The organism is Rhizobium rosettiformans W3, assembly GCF_004912135.1.
Taxonomy (GTDB): domain Bacteria; phylum Pseudomonadota; class Alphaproteobacteria; order Rhizobiales; family Rhizobiaceae; genus Allorhizobium; species Allorhizobium rosettiformans.
Map to the genome: position 1 here is coordinate 1 of NZ_STGU01000023.1, position 14,156 is coordinate 14,156.

Consider the following 14,156-nt stretch of genomic DNA (forward strand, 5'->3'; position numbering starts at 1 on the left):
TTCATCTTCAATCTCGCCCGGCGCTGGAAGATCACCGGCATCACCGAGAACCCGACCGCCGATCTCATCCTCTTGCCGACGCAGCACCGCCAGCGCTTCCTCTCCCGTGACGAGCTGCGCGCCCTCCTCGTCTCCATCAAGGAAGACGAGAACCAGATTGCCGCCCAGGCGATCTTGCTCCTTCTCCTCACCGGAGCCCGACGCAACGAAGTCACCCATGCGACCTGGGATCTGGTCGATTGGGAGAATGCCACACTCCGCGTTCCCATCTCCAAATCCGGCAAGGAGCGCTTCATCAATCTCAACGACCAGGCGCTTGGCCTGCTGCGCTCCATCGAACGCCTGCCCGGCAACCGCTACATCTTCCCGAGCCCCACGACAGGCCGCCCCTCCCCCAGCCTGTTCTACCCCTGGGTCCGCATCCGCGACCGGGCCGGATTGAAGGACATGCGCCTTCATGACCTGCGCCACTCCTTTGCCAGCTTCCTCGTCAACAGCGGGGTCTCGCTTTACGTCGTGCAGAACCTGCTCGGACATACCCAGGTCCGCACCACCCAGCGCTATGCCCATCTCGACAACGAGACGCTGAGCGGTGCTGCCGGCTTGGCCGGCAAGGTGATCGAAACCATGGCCGTTCCTGCCTTCGGGGCCGAGGCCTGAACCGACATAAAGCAGCAAGGGTCGGAGCACGTTTTTCTCCGACCCTCTTCCGACCGCGTCCGACCCTTATCCGACCCGGAGGAGTGCAACTGGAAGGTTGGGGGCTGAGGGACGGAGGACAAAGTGGCCCGTTCGTTCGATCCCGAGAAGCAGCTACCAGACACCCCGGAGCCCTTTGATCTGGCAGCGTTCCTGACGCCCAGTTTCCCAAATCGGGGGCTTATGCGTTCCGAATCCGGTCTCGCAATCAGGGAACATCGGCGCAGGCGGGGCGACGGTCACGACCTGTCTGGTTTCGTTTGATAATCCGGTCCCGGACCTCCACAGTTTCCAGGAGCAGCGCTCCCGAAAACTGCGCTGGAGAATTCAGGAGGCCGACGACGACGCCCTTCATCTCCACCATCACCACCACCGACAACGAAAAACCCCGCCGAACTCTGATCGAGCACGACGGGGTTTGGGATCAAGCCGATCTCGGCCTGACTGGAGCTAAGCTCGAATTCAATTCTTCGGAAGGGCCGCAGCAAGAGCTGCCGCATAGGCGTTGCGGGCCGTCTGGAGGATCGCCACATCCTGCTGCAGGTCGGCAATCTTGCGGTCCACGATGTTGATGCTGGACAGCTGGTTCAGCGCATCCTGGCTGAGGCTTTCGACAGCATAGTCCTTGCCGTCAACATTGATTTTGGGCTGGTCGGTCATGTGTGTTCCTTCTTCTTTAGGAGCCCCAATGCTGTCTTTGCTAATCATTGCATATCGACCGTGGCAAGCAATCATACAAGCCTAATCTCCGTCAAAGCTCACAAACATTGGCACCCAGCGACTCCAAACCACATTCTTGGTGCTAGCGTCAAGCAATCTGCAAAGCCTTCAGCACAGGGAGGCGCGTCTCAGCAAATTCGGTCGCCTGGCGATTCAGTTCGGCTAAGTTCTCATCACGGCTTTCTATCATTTTACCGGCTTTAGTCAGCCGTTGATTCAAAGCGTCGAGTCGCTGCCAAACAAATTGAGCCCATTCCTCGGGATCTTTCTGACCGAGACTTCGCGCCGGGCTCAAGGACATGCGGGTGCATGATCTGCGGCACTCCTTCGCCAGCTTCCTCGTCAACGAAGGTGTCTCGCTTTACGTCGTGCAAAACCTGTTGGGGCACACCCAGGTCCGCACCACGCAGCGCTATGCTCATATTGCGGACGGGACCAAGAGCGATGCTGCCCAACTGGCCGGCCAGGTGATCGAGGCGATGACGCTGCCCGCTCCCAGCCCCAATCCATGACCAAGGATCAAAGTGCGTCGGACGATCAGCTTCGTCCGACGCTCTTCCGACCGGATGCCGCCAGAAGCGACGAATTCGTCGTGTCAGCCCAACTCAAAGCTCTTGGAAACCAGTGGTAGATCGCAGCAATAAGGCCTGCTGACCAAACGGCTTTTCCACTCCAGTTTCCAAAATCACTCCGCTCTCGTTCCAAAATGCCATATTGGAACATTAGCAGGGAGTGCTCACGACAGCTTCAGGCCTGCCAACACGTAGTAGCCGCAGGCCTTCAGCTGCGCCCTTTCAGCCCGTATCTGCTTAAATCGATGATCCTTGGCAGATCATGTGCCCCGAAACACTGGTCGGCACGGTCATCTGCAACGGCAGATGACCCGCAGCGTCTCCTCAGAGCCCCTTAGTGCGGATCAGCTCATTCCGCTCGCCAACGAGCCCATAGGTCTCTCGCAGTATCTGCTCAGCCTCACCTTCGCTAGCTTGAGACAGCGTGTGCTTGCCGCCGCGCGGAAAATGCAGTGTCGTGCCTTCCAGCCGATAGCCGACCTCATAGGGGTTTCCGCAGCTGTCGGTGAAGCGGTACTCCGCACGGCCCTCGCGTTGCACCGGCTCGCGCTGGGGGTAGGTGCAATCCTGCGCCCACGCCGGCGCGGCGGCGAAGATCGCGGCAAGCATGACGATCTGTTTCATAAAACTCTCCTGAATGGCTGAGGCGCTAAGGGAGCAGGCGAATGTGGCGCGCCCTTGGCGCGGCATAAAAAAACCCGCCATCCGAAGATGGCGGGCTCGTATCAGACCAATCCCGAAAGATTAGGCGATGAGGTTGGTACCGTCTACGAGGTTGCCAGTGAACCCTACCAGCTCAATTACGCCGTCGCCATCGGTGAACGAACTGGAATTGTCAGCGTCGTTGACGATGTACGTGCTGCCTTCGAATAGGAAAGCCGTCTCCGCTTGGAAGCCAGTCGCAATAGCGAATGCATCTGCGAAAGTTCCCGCAGCCGCGACAGCATCAGCCTGAGCATCGTTAAGAGCAACGAAGCCGGTTCCGGACAGATCGATCACGTCGGGGCTCTTGAAATCGATCGTCGTGACCAGATCAGCGAAATCATCGGTTTCACTGATGTTGGTAGCAGCAGCCGTCAGCACAAAGGTGTCACCACCTGCGCCACCCACGATTTGCTGGCCTTCACCCGATCCGTCGAACGAGATCGTGTCAGCACCGGCTCCGGCATTAACCACCAGACCCTTCTGGCCGCCAATTGTCACGTCGTCCACGCCCGAGCCAAACGATGCTGCTTCGAGATCAGCATTGCCAGACAGATCAACTTTGATGCCGCCGGTAGAAGCAGAAGCGTCGAGAGTAACCAGGCTGTCGAACGTGGTGAGAGTCAGATCAACCGCCTTAGTGGTGAGGTTGAGGTTGAGCGTCTCAGCTGTCTTTGTGACATCCTCAATCGTCAGTTCGTCAGCTCCCGCTGCGAGAGAGCCAGAAACGGAAACCGTCTCCAGGTCACCTGTAGTGGTCTCGTCAACAGAGACAGCCGACTTGTCAGCTACGCGATCCAGTGCGATCGACGCTGAATCAACGTCGCTAGCAACGGTTACGGTCGCCGTTGCATCCACATTACGGAAGCCGATCGTCTGGCCTTCGCCTGCCAATACAGCACCAGCGGCATTGATAGCATTTGCCAGCCAAACCTGCTCCGCGCCCTCGAACACGGTTGCATCCAAACCGGTGGCACCATCATTTTCCAATGCGGCGGTGCCGTCGGAAACGAGGTTGATAATTTCAACGCCGCTGATTTCCACGCCTGCCGGGATGTCGTACGGGCCCGCGCCTTCCATCAGGAGGTTCAGCGTATCGGTGCCAGCACCGCCTTCAATCGTGTCGAAGGTGGTCAGGGTGTCATCGGTGCCCTCGAGGAAGCCACGGAATGTGTCGTTGTCGGCAGTACCGACCAGTTCATCCACACCCTTAGTGAGCGTACCATTGGCCCGATAGCCATTCCTTTAGAGGTAGCCTATTTTCTTCATCTACATCAGCAGCTTAGTGAGGCTTCGACAGCGTGCACGGCTACTATCACGCCGCCACCTAGCTATCGTCCGACTCCCCTCCGACCTCATCGAACAGGAAACTACCCACCACGGACCTGCCGACTCCTAAGGAGTCCAATGGTTTGACCCCCGCCCATCTACCGACCGCCCGCCGAACGCACACTCTTGATGGACCATTGCGCTATTGCAATGGGAGACAAGGTCCCCTAACATGACTACATGTAGTCACATAGCTCCGAGGAGGCTTCAAAATGAAAACGCTCAACCTTCGAGATGCTAAGGCAACTTTCTCCGCTGTCGTTGACGCTGCCGTCCATGGGGAACCGACTGTCGTAACCAAGCATGGTCGCCCGGCGGTGATGATTGTTCCTATCGAGGAAGGTAGACGCATCTTCCCCGACACCAAGCCAAGCTTTGCCGATCTGCTCCTTTCCATGCCGCATGAGCTTCAGATTGAGCGCGATCAAACTCCGATGCGTGAGGTTGACCTGTGAGAGGTTGGCTGCTGGACACGAACATCGTCAGCCTGCTTGCACCAAAAAAGGACGGCGGCCCCAGGATCAGTTCAGAGCTGACGGCTTGGATTCGGAAGAACACCGACAGCCTCTTCCTATCAGCAATTACCATAGCCGAAATACGCGCCGGCATCAGCAAGCTTCGTCGCTCAGGCGGGAAAGCCCGCTCAGATGACCTGGAACTTTGGCTGGATAATTTAATCTCAAACTATGGCGACCGCCTCCTGCCCGTGGAGGTGCATACGGCAACCATGGCCGGCGATCTCGCAGACCATGCGACGGCAACTGGTCGAAATCCCGGCTTGGCCGATATATTGGTTGCTGCGACGGCCCAACGGCACCACCTCTGCCTACTCACGGCAAACACCAGGCACTTCGAGCATTTAGCTCTGAGCATCCCGGTGCAAAATCCTCTAGACCACGTGCCTGCGACATAGCTGAAAACGCTGGGACTCTAGGCCAATAATGGCGTTGCGGAGGGGCTGGACAGGCCTTATTTTTAAGGAACAGAGTCATCTGCCTCTCTGACTGAACTCGCTGTCCTTCAGTCTGTCGTCAGACAGATAAACCTTCTCTCTCTCCTTCCTCTATCGGCCGGAAACCCGTCCGTGAGGAGGGAGCCGGCCCATCGTTCACCGGACAACCAGGAGAAGTTATGTCAGCCACGACCCCCAACCATACAACCGCCATGCACCAGGCGACCGCCGCCCTTAGCCGGGCCGGCGTTCATTTCCAGCAGCCTTCCGGCTTCCAGATCAAGGTCGGTTCCTTCAGCTTTTACCCCACCAAAGGCACCATCTTCCGGGACGGCGAGATGCAGGCCCGTAGCGAGCGGGGCCTGCCAGCCTTCCTTCGTATTCTCCGGGACACCGGCCATGCCGATGCCGACGACAAGCCGGTTAAGCCAGTTGATGATCCGGACGCCTTCATCGTGAAGCGTCTCGACGAGGACGATGATTTCGCGACCGAGTGACGGAGTTCATCACGATCACCGGCAGTAGGGCCTACAAGACGACCAGAGCCCAAGAGGGTTGCTATCCCCTTGGGCTCGTTCCTCTTTTCGACTAAACCTTCCCGAATGCCCCTTGTCTTTGCCCACGATACGATTCTGGAAGGTTAGCTACCCCGGCTAGTCTAGTACTGGAGCGAAGCCAGAAGGCTGTTCATCTCCCGCTCCTTGCCGCGCTGCGTCCGCGCTCCGATTTCCCAGCCGCTATACACTTCATCAAGGTAGCCCAAGTCAAACTTCGACCGGAAGCCGGCAGCATGCTGAGCCCCGCTATTCAGGCGGTGGCTGATCTGAGCCAACTGCGGCACTTCTACTTGAACCGGCGTGCAGTCATTGGGGTACGGACGAAAGATTTTCCGGGCCTCCCAGACCTTCCCTTCATGATCCTGCGTGGTCAGACCTTCCGCAGTCGTCTTCACGATGTAGCGGAACAGCTCGACCTGAAGGCCGTACTGCCGCTTCGGCCCGCTGGCATGGCGCTTAGGAAAAGCAATGCCATTCGGCTTCACCTCACCAGGCGACTTCTTCTGCCACCAAGCCCAAGTCTTTTCCTCAAACGCAGCTTGCACCGACTTCGGGACCACGCACAACGCATGAACGTGCAGCCCGTGATCGCGGGCGCACTCGACTACTGACATCCAATAGTGCGGATGGCGAACGATCTGATCTCCACGACGGCTCCGGCGCTGACGTGTCCGACCCTGCTGCTGCCGTTTCCGCTCCTTCTCCTCACCGTCAAACAGGCAGCGGTTCATTTCCTTGTGCCACTCCGGCATGAGGCTCACAAACTCGGCATAATCGGTAAACCCCAGGGCTCCAGCCGTCAGGGTGATATGGGCGTTGAAACAGAGGTCTGTCTGCCAGGTCAGGAACGACATGGCATTATAGAGCTTCCAGGTTTCATTCTTGAGCATCGTCCAGCGAGGGGGAATAGCTGGCTTCAGCGGCTGGCTCGGCAGCACATCCAGAACCGGCCCAAACGGGCTTCCCCTGCCGATATCCATCTCCCGGCTCACGCTAGGCGACACCGGCGGATTGTAGGTGTCGAAATCGACTTCCCATATTACAGGAACTGCTTCAATCTGGTCGGTATCAGAGGCTTCTATGCGATCAGTGTATGTCATCAGACATCTCCATATTGATCGCGGTCACGCGTGCCGGCAGGGTCTGCTCAGCAAGGACCGCCTACAATATAGTGATTTTAGCCTCTTCCACGCACTTCAGCCGGCTGAGAAAGTGCGTCTGTCGCTGATCTGCAACATCTCCGAGCACTGCCGTTCATCGCGTTTATATGAATTTCCCGTGGCTTAGCCTGAATCATCCTCCTCTAAACAGAGATCGAGGATTTTGCCATCATGCCGAACGCCACTGCCGCGCCCACCCCCCTTGTTGCCGATGAGTCCACCGAAACCATCCCGCTGATCCCCGAGGAAATCCTGCGCCAGCATCACTGCCTGGAAGCGGATGCCTCAAGGTTCACCGCCGCCGCCCGCCTTCTACAGTCGCTTTGGCGGCAGGATCAGAACCTGCCTGTGGGCCGTCATCGCAGTCCGTCGGGTGAGATTCGCGAGATCGGCTCACGCCTGACGATGTCCGCAGGCCGGGCAGGTGCCAACTTCCTCGATCCGGCCATTGCCTCCCTGGTTCGTCGCGAGCTGGTTTACCGAGAAATTGGGGCTCTGATCGATGCTGATCGGCTCTTTCGCAATCTGCTTTCATCCATGCCGCTGGTGTTCAATCTGTTCGGGCCGCTCAAAGGCGATCTGGAGCTTGCCACCTGCGTCATGCGGCTGATCCTGCCCGGCTTTACCGGAACCGTCACCAAGATCCTCTTCGAGCACAGCCCCGGACGCGGCAATCCGGCCTTTTCTGCCGACTACACCGCAGCCGACGCCCTGGTCCGCTACCGCACCGAAGATGGCCGACGCGGCTTTGTTTTTGTTGAGCAGAAATATACAGAAACCCTCCAGGAATCGACGCAGCCGACCCGGCCCCATCTGGACCGGCTGTCCGAACAATCCGGCCTGTTCAAGGACCCTCATGCTGCCAGTTTGAGGTCCAGCCCCTGCCAGCAGCTCTGGCGGGAGCACCTGCTTGCCGCCAGCATGATCCAGCGCGGCAATTATGATGAAGGCCACTTCGTCGTCATCGCGCCCCGCCTCAACTGGCATGCCCAGAACGGAATCGCGGCCTATGCCCGACACCTCAAGAAACCGGAACCCGGCCAGCCCGTCTTCGCCGGCATCTTCCTGGAGCGCTTCATTGAAGCAATTGGAACCGCCGGAAAGCATGATTATGCCCAACGGCTTCATCAACGCTACGCCGATTTCGCCCGGATCGACCAGCTGATCGATGCCTATCTCGACGCCGAGGATCAGGCCGGGATCGAGCTACTGACCATACCAGAGGTCAGTTCCTCCGGGAGCGAAGCCAAGGCCATGGCTGCCGCCTGATCCCAGATCAGTGGAGCCTCATCCGGCTCCACCCCACCCTCATCGCCCCAACTTTTGCCCGATTCCACGGAGCATCGCCATGCCACGCGCCAGCCTGCTGACCGCCGCCATTCTTCGCCAGCTTCTGCTGAACGGCCAAATGAGCCGCAGCCAGCCGGACTTCGATCCGGTTCCCGTCGTCAAGCTCTTCACCCCCGACGCCAGTGCCACCTGGCTCCTCACCGAACTCAACCCCGACAATTCCGATCTCGCCTTCGGTCTCTGCGATCTTGGCCTTGGTTCACCCGAACTCGGCTATGTGTCCCTCGCCGAAATCGCACGCATTCGAGGGCGTCTCCGGCTTCCGGTCGAACGGGATCGCTGGTTTTGCACGGCCGAGCCGCTATCCGTTCATCTCCAGCGCGCCCGCCAGTCCGGCAGGATTGCAGCATGACGGACCCGAGCCGTTCTCTACCCGACTGGTTGCGCCTCGTCCGGGCAGGCCAATTCAACGCCATGCCCGATCCCTTCACATGGGACATCAGCCACGACTTCGCCCATCTGATCAATGGTTACACGCTCAGTCAGCAGACCGGGCTTGGACGGCTTGGGCTCCTTGCCAATGCCTGCTTTGATGACGCCCAGGAGACTGGCCACTGGTCGGGCACAGCGCTTGAACTCTGGTGCTGTCTTTTCTTCGAGCATCGCCGCTACCGCCACATGGGTGAAGGTGAACCGACCGGTTCCGACCTCGACCTCCTCAACCGTCTCTGCACCAGGCTTCGTCTGGAACTCCAGACCCTCACCGATGAGGAGCGCCAAACCCTGTTAATCGCCCTGCCGCAGCGCTGACCCGACTGCCCGTATCGACCTCAACATCAAAGGATATTCCCCATGAACCTCCAGTTTCTCCAGTCCTGGCGCGGCGCTTTGTTGATCGCCGCCTTCGTCACCCTCGGCATGACCGCCTACAAGGCCGTCTTTGGTCCCGATCCCGCCAACCGGATCGCTGAGAGCCGCATGGCCCGGCTACTGCCGGGAGGGCAACCCAACCAGGACATGCTCAACCGGCAGATTGCCGCCGCCCGTCCCTATGTCAGTATCTAGATCACTCTTGGTCAGCTCGCCAACTACATGCGGGGCCTCAACTACGAGATCACGTGGGAGGTGGTCGATGTGAGCGCCTTCGTCATGAGGGCCACGGGTGACGACCCCTTGACCCGCCAGGCCGAGGAATACGCCATCCAGTTCATTGCCCTCGATGGCCCCGTCCGAGACGGACGCGTCATCGGCACCTTCGAAGGACCGGCTGTCGGGATCGACAGCATGGCCTATAACCGTGAGCCGGTGACCGACGAGGAGATTGTGCAGTTCCTCCTGCACATCATCTCCGAGCTGTCGCCCGTTCCACTGCAGTAGGGAGCCATCCATGCTCGGCCAGATCACCGATCACCGTCCCGATCCAAGCGCCGAGGATTGCGACGCCGTCTTCGAGCCGAGCGTTCATGACGATCCGCATGTGGGAGGCGTTTGGTCCTACGAGGCCGTCACCTCTCATGCCGATTATTTTCATGTCACCGCCGTCTATGAGACGACCAGGGCAGCAGCTATCCGTCAGGCCGAAACGGCTTGGCCCTTCCCCGTCAATATCTATCTCTACGCCAAGGGCAGCGCCCCGCTAGGCTGAGTGGCCATCCCCCTCTGTTTCGACCGACGTTCTTACGACCCGAAACGCTCCCCCTTCTGACTTTCAGTCTGTGATCTTCAGCAGGTGAACTTCTCCATATCGCCGCCGAAGCAACCGGGACGGCCACGCTCAACCAGCGGCGGCCAACCCATTCGGTGGAGAAACCATGCCCGTCATCAACCTCACCCAGAACACCGTCCGTACCGCCACCTGTCCTGCCGGCAAACGCAAGATCGAGTATTCCGACGCCAGGCAGCGCGGCTTCTATCTCGAAGTACTGCATACAGGCACCAAGACCTATCGTCAGCGTTACACCGACGACCACGGCCAGAAGCATCACTACAAGATCGGCGCGGCGGAAGTGCTCACCCTCGACCAGGCTCGTCAGAAGGCTCGGTCTGTTCTGGCCCAGGTTCATCTCGGAGAAGACCCCCAGGCCAAGCGCCAGGAGAAGCGTGAAATTCCCACGCTCTCCGAGTTCGTTCGCTCCCGGTACCTGCCGTACGCGCAGGAAAAGAAGCGGAGCTGGAAGACGGACGAGACCATGTTGCGGGTCCACATCCTGCCAGCCCTCGGCAGCAAACCGATGGACACCATCACGCCCGAACAGATTGCCGCACTTAATCACCGCATGAAGGGCAAGGGCTATGCGCCCGGCACGGTCAACCGAGCCATCATCCTCCTGCGCTTCATGTTCAATCTCGCCCGCAAGTGGAAGATCGCCGGCATTATAGAGAACCCGACTGCTGACTTGGCACTTGCGCCTACCCAGCACCGCCAGCGGTTTCTGTCGAAGGACGAGCTACGCTCGCTCCTGCTGTCGATCCAGGAAGACGAGAACCAGGTCGCCGCCCAGGCCATCCTGCTGCTCCTGCTGACGGGTGCTCGCCGCAATGAAGTCACGCATGCCAAGTGGGAGTACATCAACTGGCAGAACAACACGCTCTGGGTGCCGCTCTCAAAATCGGGGAAGGAACGCTTCATCAGCCTGAACAAGCAAGCCATCGCGCTCCTGCAGTCCGTCCAGCGCACGCCCGGCAACCCCTACATCTTCCCAAGCCCCATAACGGGGGAACCGTCGCCATCGCTCCACTACCCCTGGATTCGCATCCGCGACCGGGCCAGACTCAAGGACATGCGGGTGCACGATCTGCGGCACTCCTTTGCCAGCTTCCTCGTCAACGAAGGTGTCTCGCTTTACGTCGTGCAGAACCTGTTGGGGCATACCCAGGTCACGACCACCCAACGCTATGCTCATATTGCGGACGGGACGAAGAGCGATGCTGCCCAACTGGCCGGCCAGGTGATCGAGGCGATGACACTGCCCGCCCTCAGCCTCAACCCCTGACCGAGGATCATAGTGCGGTCGGACGATGAGCTTCGTCCGACGCTCTTCCGACCTTGAGCAAGGCCTGGAATCCCTCACCGCCGGCCACAGTGGCTCCCGATAAACGCCAGTGGCGAGTTGCAGCGGTAACCTCCTGTCACGCCACTTCTTTTCCGCCCCAGCTTCCCGAATGCTTCTCTTCTTGTTCCAAATTCTAATTCGGGAAGTTTAGCGGTGGGCGCTTGGAGCACACCGGCAACTGCTTCTACAGAAAGGTCTATGGCCTGGGCCTTCAACTCCACAAGGCAATCTGGTCTGGCCAACTAGAGCCCCTTGGTTCGGACTAGGCCAGCGGCGCCACCTACAAGGCCGTAGGTATCCCGCAAGATCCTCTCTGCCTCAGCTTCTGTAGTTTCCGGCAGACTGTGTTGCCCGCCACGAGGGAAATGCAGCGTGTTGCCTTCGAGACGATAGCCCACCTCGTAAGGCTTACCACAGCTATCAGTGAAGCGATGCTGCGTATTGCCGTCCTTTTGTACAGGCTGGCGTTCGTGATAGGTGCAGTCCTGGGCGAAAGCTGGAGAGGCCGCGAGGCTCAGCAGGCCAAAAGCAATCAGCGTCTTCATTGGTGTCCTCCTTCAACACGGCAGACGAGAAACCAACTGGGGCAACGTGAGGACCGCAAAAAGAAAACCCCGCCATCCGAAGACAGCGGGGTTCCACTAGCTCAATAGTCTCTTACGAGATGATTACATAACAGAGACGTCATCAAACAGAACGTTGATGCCGGTCAGAGCAACGTCGCCGTTGATCTGGATCAGGCCGTCATTGAGAGCCACCTCGGTATCACCATCGAAGCCGTTGTCAACATAAACGTAGGTGTTGCCGCCGAAGTTGAACTGAACTGCTTCGGTTTCGGAAGCGAAGTCGTCGATTGCAGCGATAACGTCAGCGAGGCTGCCGCCATTCGCAGCTGCATTCGATGCAGCAGTGTCAACCAGGTTCTGAGTGGCGAAGAAGCCATCCAGGCCCAGCTCCGACAGATCGAGCACATCTTCCGAACCGTTGAAGTCGGTGATGATGATCGAGCTCTGCGTCACCGTGTTTGCCGAAGCGTCGACCGCAACCAGGTTCGCAAGACCGCTGATCTCAACGATGTCACGACCAGCGCCGAGCGTCACCGAAAGAGCGGTGAGGTCAGCAGCGGTAGCGGTAGCGGCAGTTGCACCTTCAGTACCATCGATCGTGATGACGTCGTTACCGGCGCCCAGGTTGATCGAAACAGCCGTCGAGTCGAAGTCGTCAACTTCAAGGCTGACTTCATCTGCACCCGAACCAGTCGACAGCGACGTCAGATCCTGTGATCCTGTATCGAGGTCGGTGAAGTCGAGAACAAGATCACCGGTGGAAGCCGAAGCGTTGATGGTTGTGACCGCGTCCAGAGCGTCAGTGAAGACACCAATCTCAGTGTTGCTCGAAAGGTCGATGTTGACCGTCCGCAGAGCTGCAAGGCTGTTGGTAACACCCGAGCCGGTCTCGGCACCGCCGATGGTCAGAACGGCATCGGTCGTAGCATCAGGCTCAACAACCGAACCGGAAATGTTGATGGTGTTGATGCCAGTACCTTCAACGTTGATGCGGGTATCGGAAGCAACTTCGTCAAGGGCGATTGCAGCAGTGGTAGCTGCAGCAGCGAAGGTTACACTTGCAGTGGTTGCAGCAGTGTTACGGAAGCCTGCAGTCTGACCTTCGGCCAAGCCCGAAATGCTGTTTGCCTGATTGATCTGCCAAATCTGCTCGGCACCGGCGAAAGCGCCAGCTGCGAGCGTGCCACCAGTTCCATTAGCGAGAAGGCCATTGGCCTGATCAACGTTGATGATCTCAACGCCCTGAACAGTGCCCTGAAGGGTCGAAACATCGCCGGTAAGGCCCCCGAAGTCCTGAACCACCAGGTTCAGAGTATCGACGCCTTCGCCACCAGTGACTTGGTCGAACGCGTTGAGGGTGCTCGATGTGACCAATGTCGGAAAACCTGCGTCCTCGGCGACGACAGCGTTGAACGTGTCATTTGCCGAAGTACCATTCACGATCTCGCCCGTAGCAGTAGTGAGCGTGAAGGTCTGGCCCGGTACGCCAGTGTCAACAGCCGGAGCGCCAGGACGGGCTTCGAACTGGCCGAACTTGACGAAGTGCTCATAAGCTGCGCCCTTGGTGGTGATGCCAGCAGCGCCGAGGTCAGGGTTGGCAGCCAGATAGGCCTTCTCGTCGAAGGAGGCGAAGGACGGGAACGTAGCGCTCGGAGCGCGGCCTTCCTTGGCGCCGAAGTTCAGGAAGTGCGTGAACGGGTTGACGCCAGCGGCAGCAACGTCCGGGTTCGCAGCAAGATATTGATTGGTGTTGAAGGTCGCGTTCGGGTTCGAACCTTCGAAGCGGCCGAAGGTGTTGTAGTGCGCTTCAGCGAACTGCGCCCAGGTCTGGCCGGTTGCGCCAGCCGTCTTCACGAACGCGTTAAACACGTCCGGACGCGTCGAAAGGTAATAATTAGCGTCAAATGCAAGAGCCATGAGCCCTATCTCCTTGATCCAGTTTGTGACGTCACGTCACTTCGACCGGGTCGATCTTCCCCCGACCGAAGAAATGCGCGCAGACAGCCCGAAGCGGGGCTGTTCAGCAAGCGCTGTACACCTAACACTGTACATCGGCTCGGGCAAGATCAAATTGTCAAGAAAACGGCCAAAACTGGGGGGAAATTATCTCTTGTTCCGCAAGGATTTGTTAACCTTGCACACATGTCCTGACAAGATGGCCAGATGTCAGGATCGATAGTCTGGCGAGAGGCGGAAAGAGCGGTTCCGCGCGCCTTTATTCGCTGCCTTAAGCCTCTTCAGGCCTTTCTGAAGATCAGGTCGTAGGTGGTCGGCTCATAAAAGCTCAGCATACGGACAGCGAAATCTCGCGGCTGCATGCCAAGGGCCACGGCCCAGGCTTCATAGCGTTCCGCTGGAATGCGGCCCTTGCCGCCCTCGATCTGCGAAATAAAGGTGTAATAAAGGGCACCAACCTTTTCAGCCAGGTCACGCTGGGACAGGCCTGCTTCCTCGCGTGCAGCCTTCAGCCAGGCGCCTGCTTGCAAACGCAAATCCTGGCGCTTGTCTTCCGCAATGTTTGCGCTGCCTTGAAACTGCATGATCGTGAAACCTTAC

General features: G+C 58.7%; 20 protein-coding genes. 12 read left to right on the top strand and 8 right to left on the bottom strand.

The genetic code is table 11. From position 1 onward, the window contains the following. Positions 1 to 660, top strand: a 660-nt coding sequence (locus FAA86_RS22400; RefSeq protein ID WP_136543306.1) for a tyrosine-type recombinase/integrase, incomplete at its 5' end; no start/stop codon positions are given. 501 nt (positions 661 to 1,161) lie between these two features. Here the strand turns inward: FAA86_RS22400 and FAA86_RS22405 are convergent. Together FAA86_RS22405 and FAA86_RS22410 are read right to left on the bottom strand one after the other, a co-directional pair. Beyond that, complete coding sequence (locus FAA86_RS22405) at positions 1,162 to 1,359, bottom strand: DUF6447 family protein (RefSeq protein WP_136543308.1); 198 nt, start codon at positions 1,357 to 1,359, stop codon at positions 1,162 to 1,164. Positions 1,360 to 1,507: 148 nt separating this feature from the next. After that, complete coding sequence (locus FAA86_RS22410) at positions 1,508 to 1,720, bottom strand: hypothetical protein (RefSeq protein WP_136543310.1); 213 nt, start codon at positions 1,718 to 1,720, stop codon at positions 1,508 to 1,510. Positions 1,721 to 1,724: 4 nt separating this feature from the next. Between FAA86_RS22410 and FAA86_RS22415 the strand changes: the two genes are divergently transcribed. Beyond that, complete coding sequence (locus FAA86_RS22415) at positions 1,725 to 1,931, top strand: tyrosine-type recombinase/integrase (protein ID WP_246035171.1); 207 nt, start codon at positions 1,725 to 1,727, stop codon at positions 1,929 to 1,931. Between the two features lie 384 nt (positions 1,932 to 2,315). Here the strand turns inward: FAA86_RS22415 and FAA86_RS22420 are convergent, their stop codons facing one another. Both FAA86_RS22420 and FAA86_RS22425 read right to left on the bottom strand, forming a co-directional pair. Next, positions 2,316 to 2,615: a hypothetical protein gene (locus FAA86_RS22420; protein WP_136543314.1), complete on the bottom strand. Its 300-nt coding sequence runs from the start codon at positions 2,613 to 2,615 to the stop codon at positions 2,316 to 2,318. Positions 2,616 to 2,735: 120 nt separating this feature from the next. Then, positions 2,736 to 3,899 carry a calcium-binding protein gene (locus tag FAA86_RS22425; RefSeq protein ID WP_136543316.1) on the bottom strand — a complete coding sequence of 388 codons (1,164 nt, stop codon included), beginning with the start codon at positions 3,897 to 3,899 and terminating at the stop codon, positions 2,736 to 2,738. 335 nt (positions 3,900 to 4,234) lie between these two features. Here FAA86_RS22425 and FAA86_RS22430 point away from each other — a divergent pair, with 335 nt between their 5' ends. The 3 genes from FAA86_RS22430 (at position 4,235) to FAA86_RS22440 (ending at position 5,471) form a co-directional block, all read left to right on the top strand. Continuing rightward, on the top strand, positions 4,235 to 4,477 hold the full coding sequence (locus FAA86_RS22430) for a type II toxin-antitoxin system Phd/YefM family antitoxin (RefSeq protein WP_136543318.1): 243 nt from the start codon (positions 4,235 to 4,237) through the stop codon (positions 4,475 to 4,477). After that, entirely contained in the window at positions 4,474 to 4,935 is a 462-nt protein-coding gene (locus FAA86_RS22435) for a type II toxin-antitoxin system VapC family toxin (RefSeq protein ID WP_136543320.1), read from the top strand. The genes FAA86_RS22430 and FAA86_RS22435 overlap by 4 nt, the downstream gene beginning before the upstream one ends. 218 nt (positions 4,936 to 5,153) lie before the next feature. Further along, a complete protein-coding gene (locus tag FAA86_RS22440; protein ID WP_136543322.1) occupies positions 5,154 to 5,471 on the top strand; it encodes a hypothetical protein in 318 nt (105 codons plus the stop codon). A 161-nt stretch (positions 5,472 to 5,632) separates the two neighbouring features. Here FAA86_RS22440 and FAA86_RS22445 read toward each other — a convergent pair whose 3' ends face one another. Beyond that, complete coding sequence (locus tag FAA86_RS22445) at positions 5,633 to 6,631, bottom strand: hypothetical protein (protein ID WP_136543324.1); 999 nt, start codon at positions 6,629 to 6,631, stop codon at positions 5,633 to 5,635. 231 nt (positions 6,632 to 6,862) lie between these two features. Here FAA86_RS22445 and FAA86_RS22450 point away from each other — a divergent pair, with 231 nt between their 5' ends. The 7 genes from FAA86_RS22450 (at position 6,863) to FAA86_RS22480 (ending at position 10,974) form a co-directional block, all read left to right on the top strand. Beyond that, entirely contained in the window at positions 6,863 to 7,960 is a 1,098-nt protein-coding gene (locus tag FAA86_RS22450) for a PGN_0703 family putative restriction endonuclease (protein WP_136543326.1), read from the top strand. 79 nt (positions 7,961 to 8,039) lie between these two features. Beyond that, on the top strand, positions 8,040 to 8,393 hold the full coding sequence (locus FAA86_RS22455; protein WP_136543328.1) for a DUF2958 domain-containing protein: 354 nt from the start codon (positions 8,040 to 8,042) through the stop codon (positions 8,391 to 8,393). Next, on the top strand, positions 8,390 to 8,791 hold the full coding sequence (locus tag FAA86_RS22460; RefSeq protein WP_136543330.1) for a hypothetical protein: 402 nt from the start codon (positions 8,390 to 8,392) through the stop codon (positions 8,789 to 8,791). Before FAA86_RS22455 ends, FAA86_RS22460 begins: the two co-directional genes overlap by 4 nt. A 42-nt stretch (positions 8,792 to 8,833) precedes the next feature. Further along, positions 8,834 to 9,046, top strand: a complete 213-nt coding sequence (locus FAA86_RS22465; RefSeq protein WP_136543332.1) for a hypothetical protein — start codon at positions 8,834 to 8,836, stop codon at positions 9,044 to 9,046. Positions 9,047 to 9,073: 27 nt separating this feature from the next. Next, a complete protein-coding gene (locus FAA86_RS22470) occupies positions 9,074 to 9,358 on the top strand; it encodes a hypothetical protein (RefSeq protein ID WP_167495075.1) in 285 nt (94 codons plus the stop codon). A gap of 10 nt (positions 9,359 to 9,368) precedes the next feature. Beyond that, positions 9,369 to 9,626 (top strand): hypothetical protein, encoded by a 258-nt coding sequence (locus FAA86_RS22475; RefSeq protein ID WP_136543336.1) that lies wholly within the window; start codon positions 9,369 to 9,371, stop codon positions 9,624 to 9,626. 166 nt (positions 9,627 to 9,792) lie between these two features. Next, complete coding sequence (locus FAA86_RS22480; protein ID WP_136543338.1) at positions 9,793 to 10,974, top strand: site-specific integrase; 1,182 nt, start codon at positions 9,793 to 9,795, stop codon at positions 10,972 to 10,974. 302 nt (positions 10,975 to 11,276) lie between these two features. On the opposite strand, the gene FAA86_RS22485 is transcribed toward FAA86_RS22480, so the two are convergent. The 3 genes from FAA86_RS22485 to FAA86_RS22495 form a co-directional block, all read right to left on the bottom strand. Further along, positions 11,277 to 11,579, bottom strand: a complete 303-nt coding sequence (locus FAA86_RS22485; protein ID WP_136543340.1) for a hypothetical protein — start codon at positions 11,577 to 11,579, stop codon at positions 11,277 to 11,279. Positions 11,580 to 11,702: 123 nt separating this feature from the next. Beyond that, on the bottom strand, positions 11,703 to 13,517 hold the full coding sequence (locus FAA86_RS22490; RefSeq protein ID WP_136543342.1) for a hypothetical protein: 1,815 nt from the start codon (positions 13,515 to 13,517) through the stop codon (positions 11,703 to 11,705). 320 nt (positions 13,518 to 13,837) lie between these two features. Then, positions 13,838 to 14,140, bottom strand: a complete 303-nt coding sequence (locus FAA86_RS22495; RefSeq protein WP_136543344.1) for a helix-turn-helix domain-containing protein — start codon at positions 14,138 to 14,140, stop codon at positions 13,838 to 13,840. Positions 14,141 to 14,156 lie beyond the last annotated feature (16 nt).

What these genes read in the sequence shown, in the direction of transcription:
- FAA86_RS22405 (WP_136543308.1), bottom strand. Translation starts at nt 1,359, where the DNA reads ATGACCGACCAGCCCAAAATCAATGTTGACGGCAAGGACTATGCTGTC.
- FAA86_RS22410 (WP_136543310.1), bottom strand. Translation starts at nt 1,720, where the DNA reads ATGTCCTTGAGCCCGGCGCGAAGTCTCGGTCAGAAAGATCCCGAGGAA.
- FAA86_RS22420 (WP_136543314.1), bottom strand. Translation starts at nt 2,615, where the DNA reads ATGAAACAGATCGTCATGCTTGCCGCGATCTTCGCCGCCGCGCCGGCG.
- FAA86_RS22430 (WP_136543318.1), top strand. Translation starts at nt 4,235, where the DNA reads ATGAAAACGCTCAACCTTCGAGATGCTAAGGCAACTTTCTCCGCTGTC.
- FAA86_RS22440 (WP_136543322.1), top strand. Translation starts at nt 5,154, where the DNA reads ATGTCAGCCACGACCCCCAACCATACAACCGCCATGCACCAGGCGACC.
- FAA86_RS22445 (WP_136543324.1), bottom strand. Translation starts at nt 6,631, where the DNA reads ATGACATACACTGATCGCATAGAAGCCTCTGATACCGACCAGATTGAA.
- FAA86_RS22450 (WP_136543326.1), top strand. Translation starts at nt 6,863, where the DNA reads ATGCCGAACGCCACTGCCGCGCCCACCCCCCTTGTTGCCGATGAGTCC.
- FAA86_RS22455 (WP_136543328.1), top strand. Translation starts at nt 8,040, where the DNA reads ATGCCACGCGCCAGCCTGCTGACCGCCGCCATTCTTCGCCAGCTTCTG.
- FAA86_RS22460 (WP_136543330.1), top strand. Translation starts at nt 8,390, where the DNA reads ATGACGGACCCGAGCCGTTCTCTACCCGACTGGTTGCGCCTCGTCCGG.
- FAA86_RS22465 (WP_136543332.1), top strand. Translation starts at nt 8,834, where the DNA reads ATGAACCTCCAGTTTCTCCAGTCCTGGCGCGGCGCTTTGTTGATCGCC.
- FAA86_RS22470 (WP_167495075.1), top strand. Translation starts at nt 9,074, where the DNA reads ATGCGGGGCCTCAACTACGAGATCACGTGGGAGGTGGTCGATGTGAGC.
- FAA86_RS22475 (WP_136543336.1), top strand. Translation starts at nt 9,369, where the DNA reads ATGCTCGGCCAGATCACCGATCACCGTCCCGATCCAAGCGCCGAGGAT.
- FAA86_RS22480 (WP_136543338.1), top strand. Translation starts at nt 9,793, where the DNA reads ATGCCCGTCATCAACCTCACCCAGAACACCGTCCGTACCGCCACCTGT.
- FAA86_RS22485 (WP_136543340.1), bottom strand. Translation starts at nt 11,579, where the DNA reads ATGAAGACGCTGATTGCTTTTGGCCTGCTGAGCCTCGCGGCCTCTCCA.
- FAA86_RS22490 (WP_136543342.1), bottom strand. Translation starts at nt 13,517, where the DNA reads ATGGCTCTTGCATTTGACGCTAATTATTACCTTTCGACGCGTCCGGAC.
- FAA86_RS22495 (WP_136543344.1), bottom strand. Translation starts at nt 14,140, where the DNA reads ATGCAGTTTCAAGGCAGCGCAAACATTGCGGAAGACAAGCGCCAGGAT.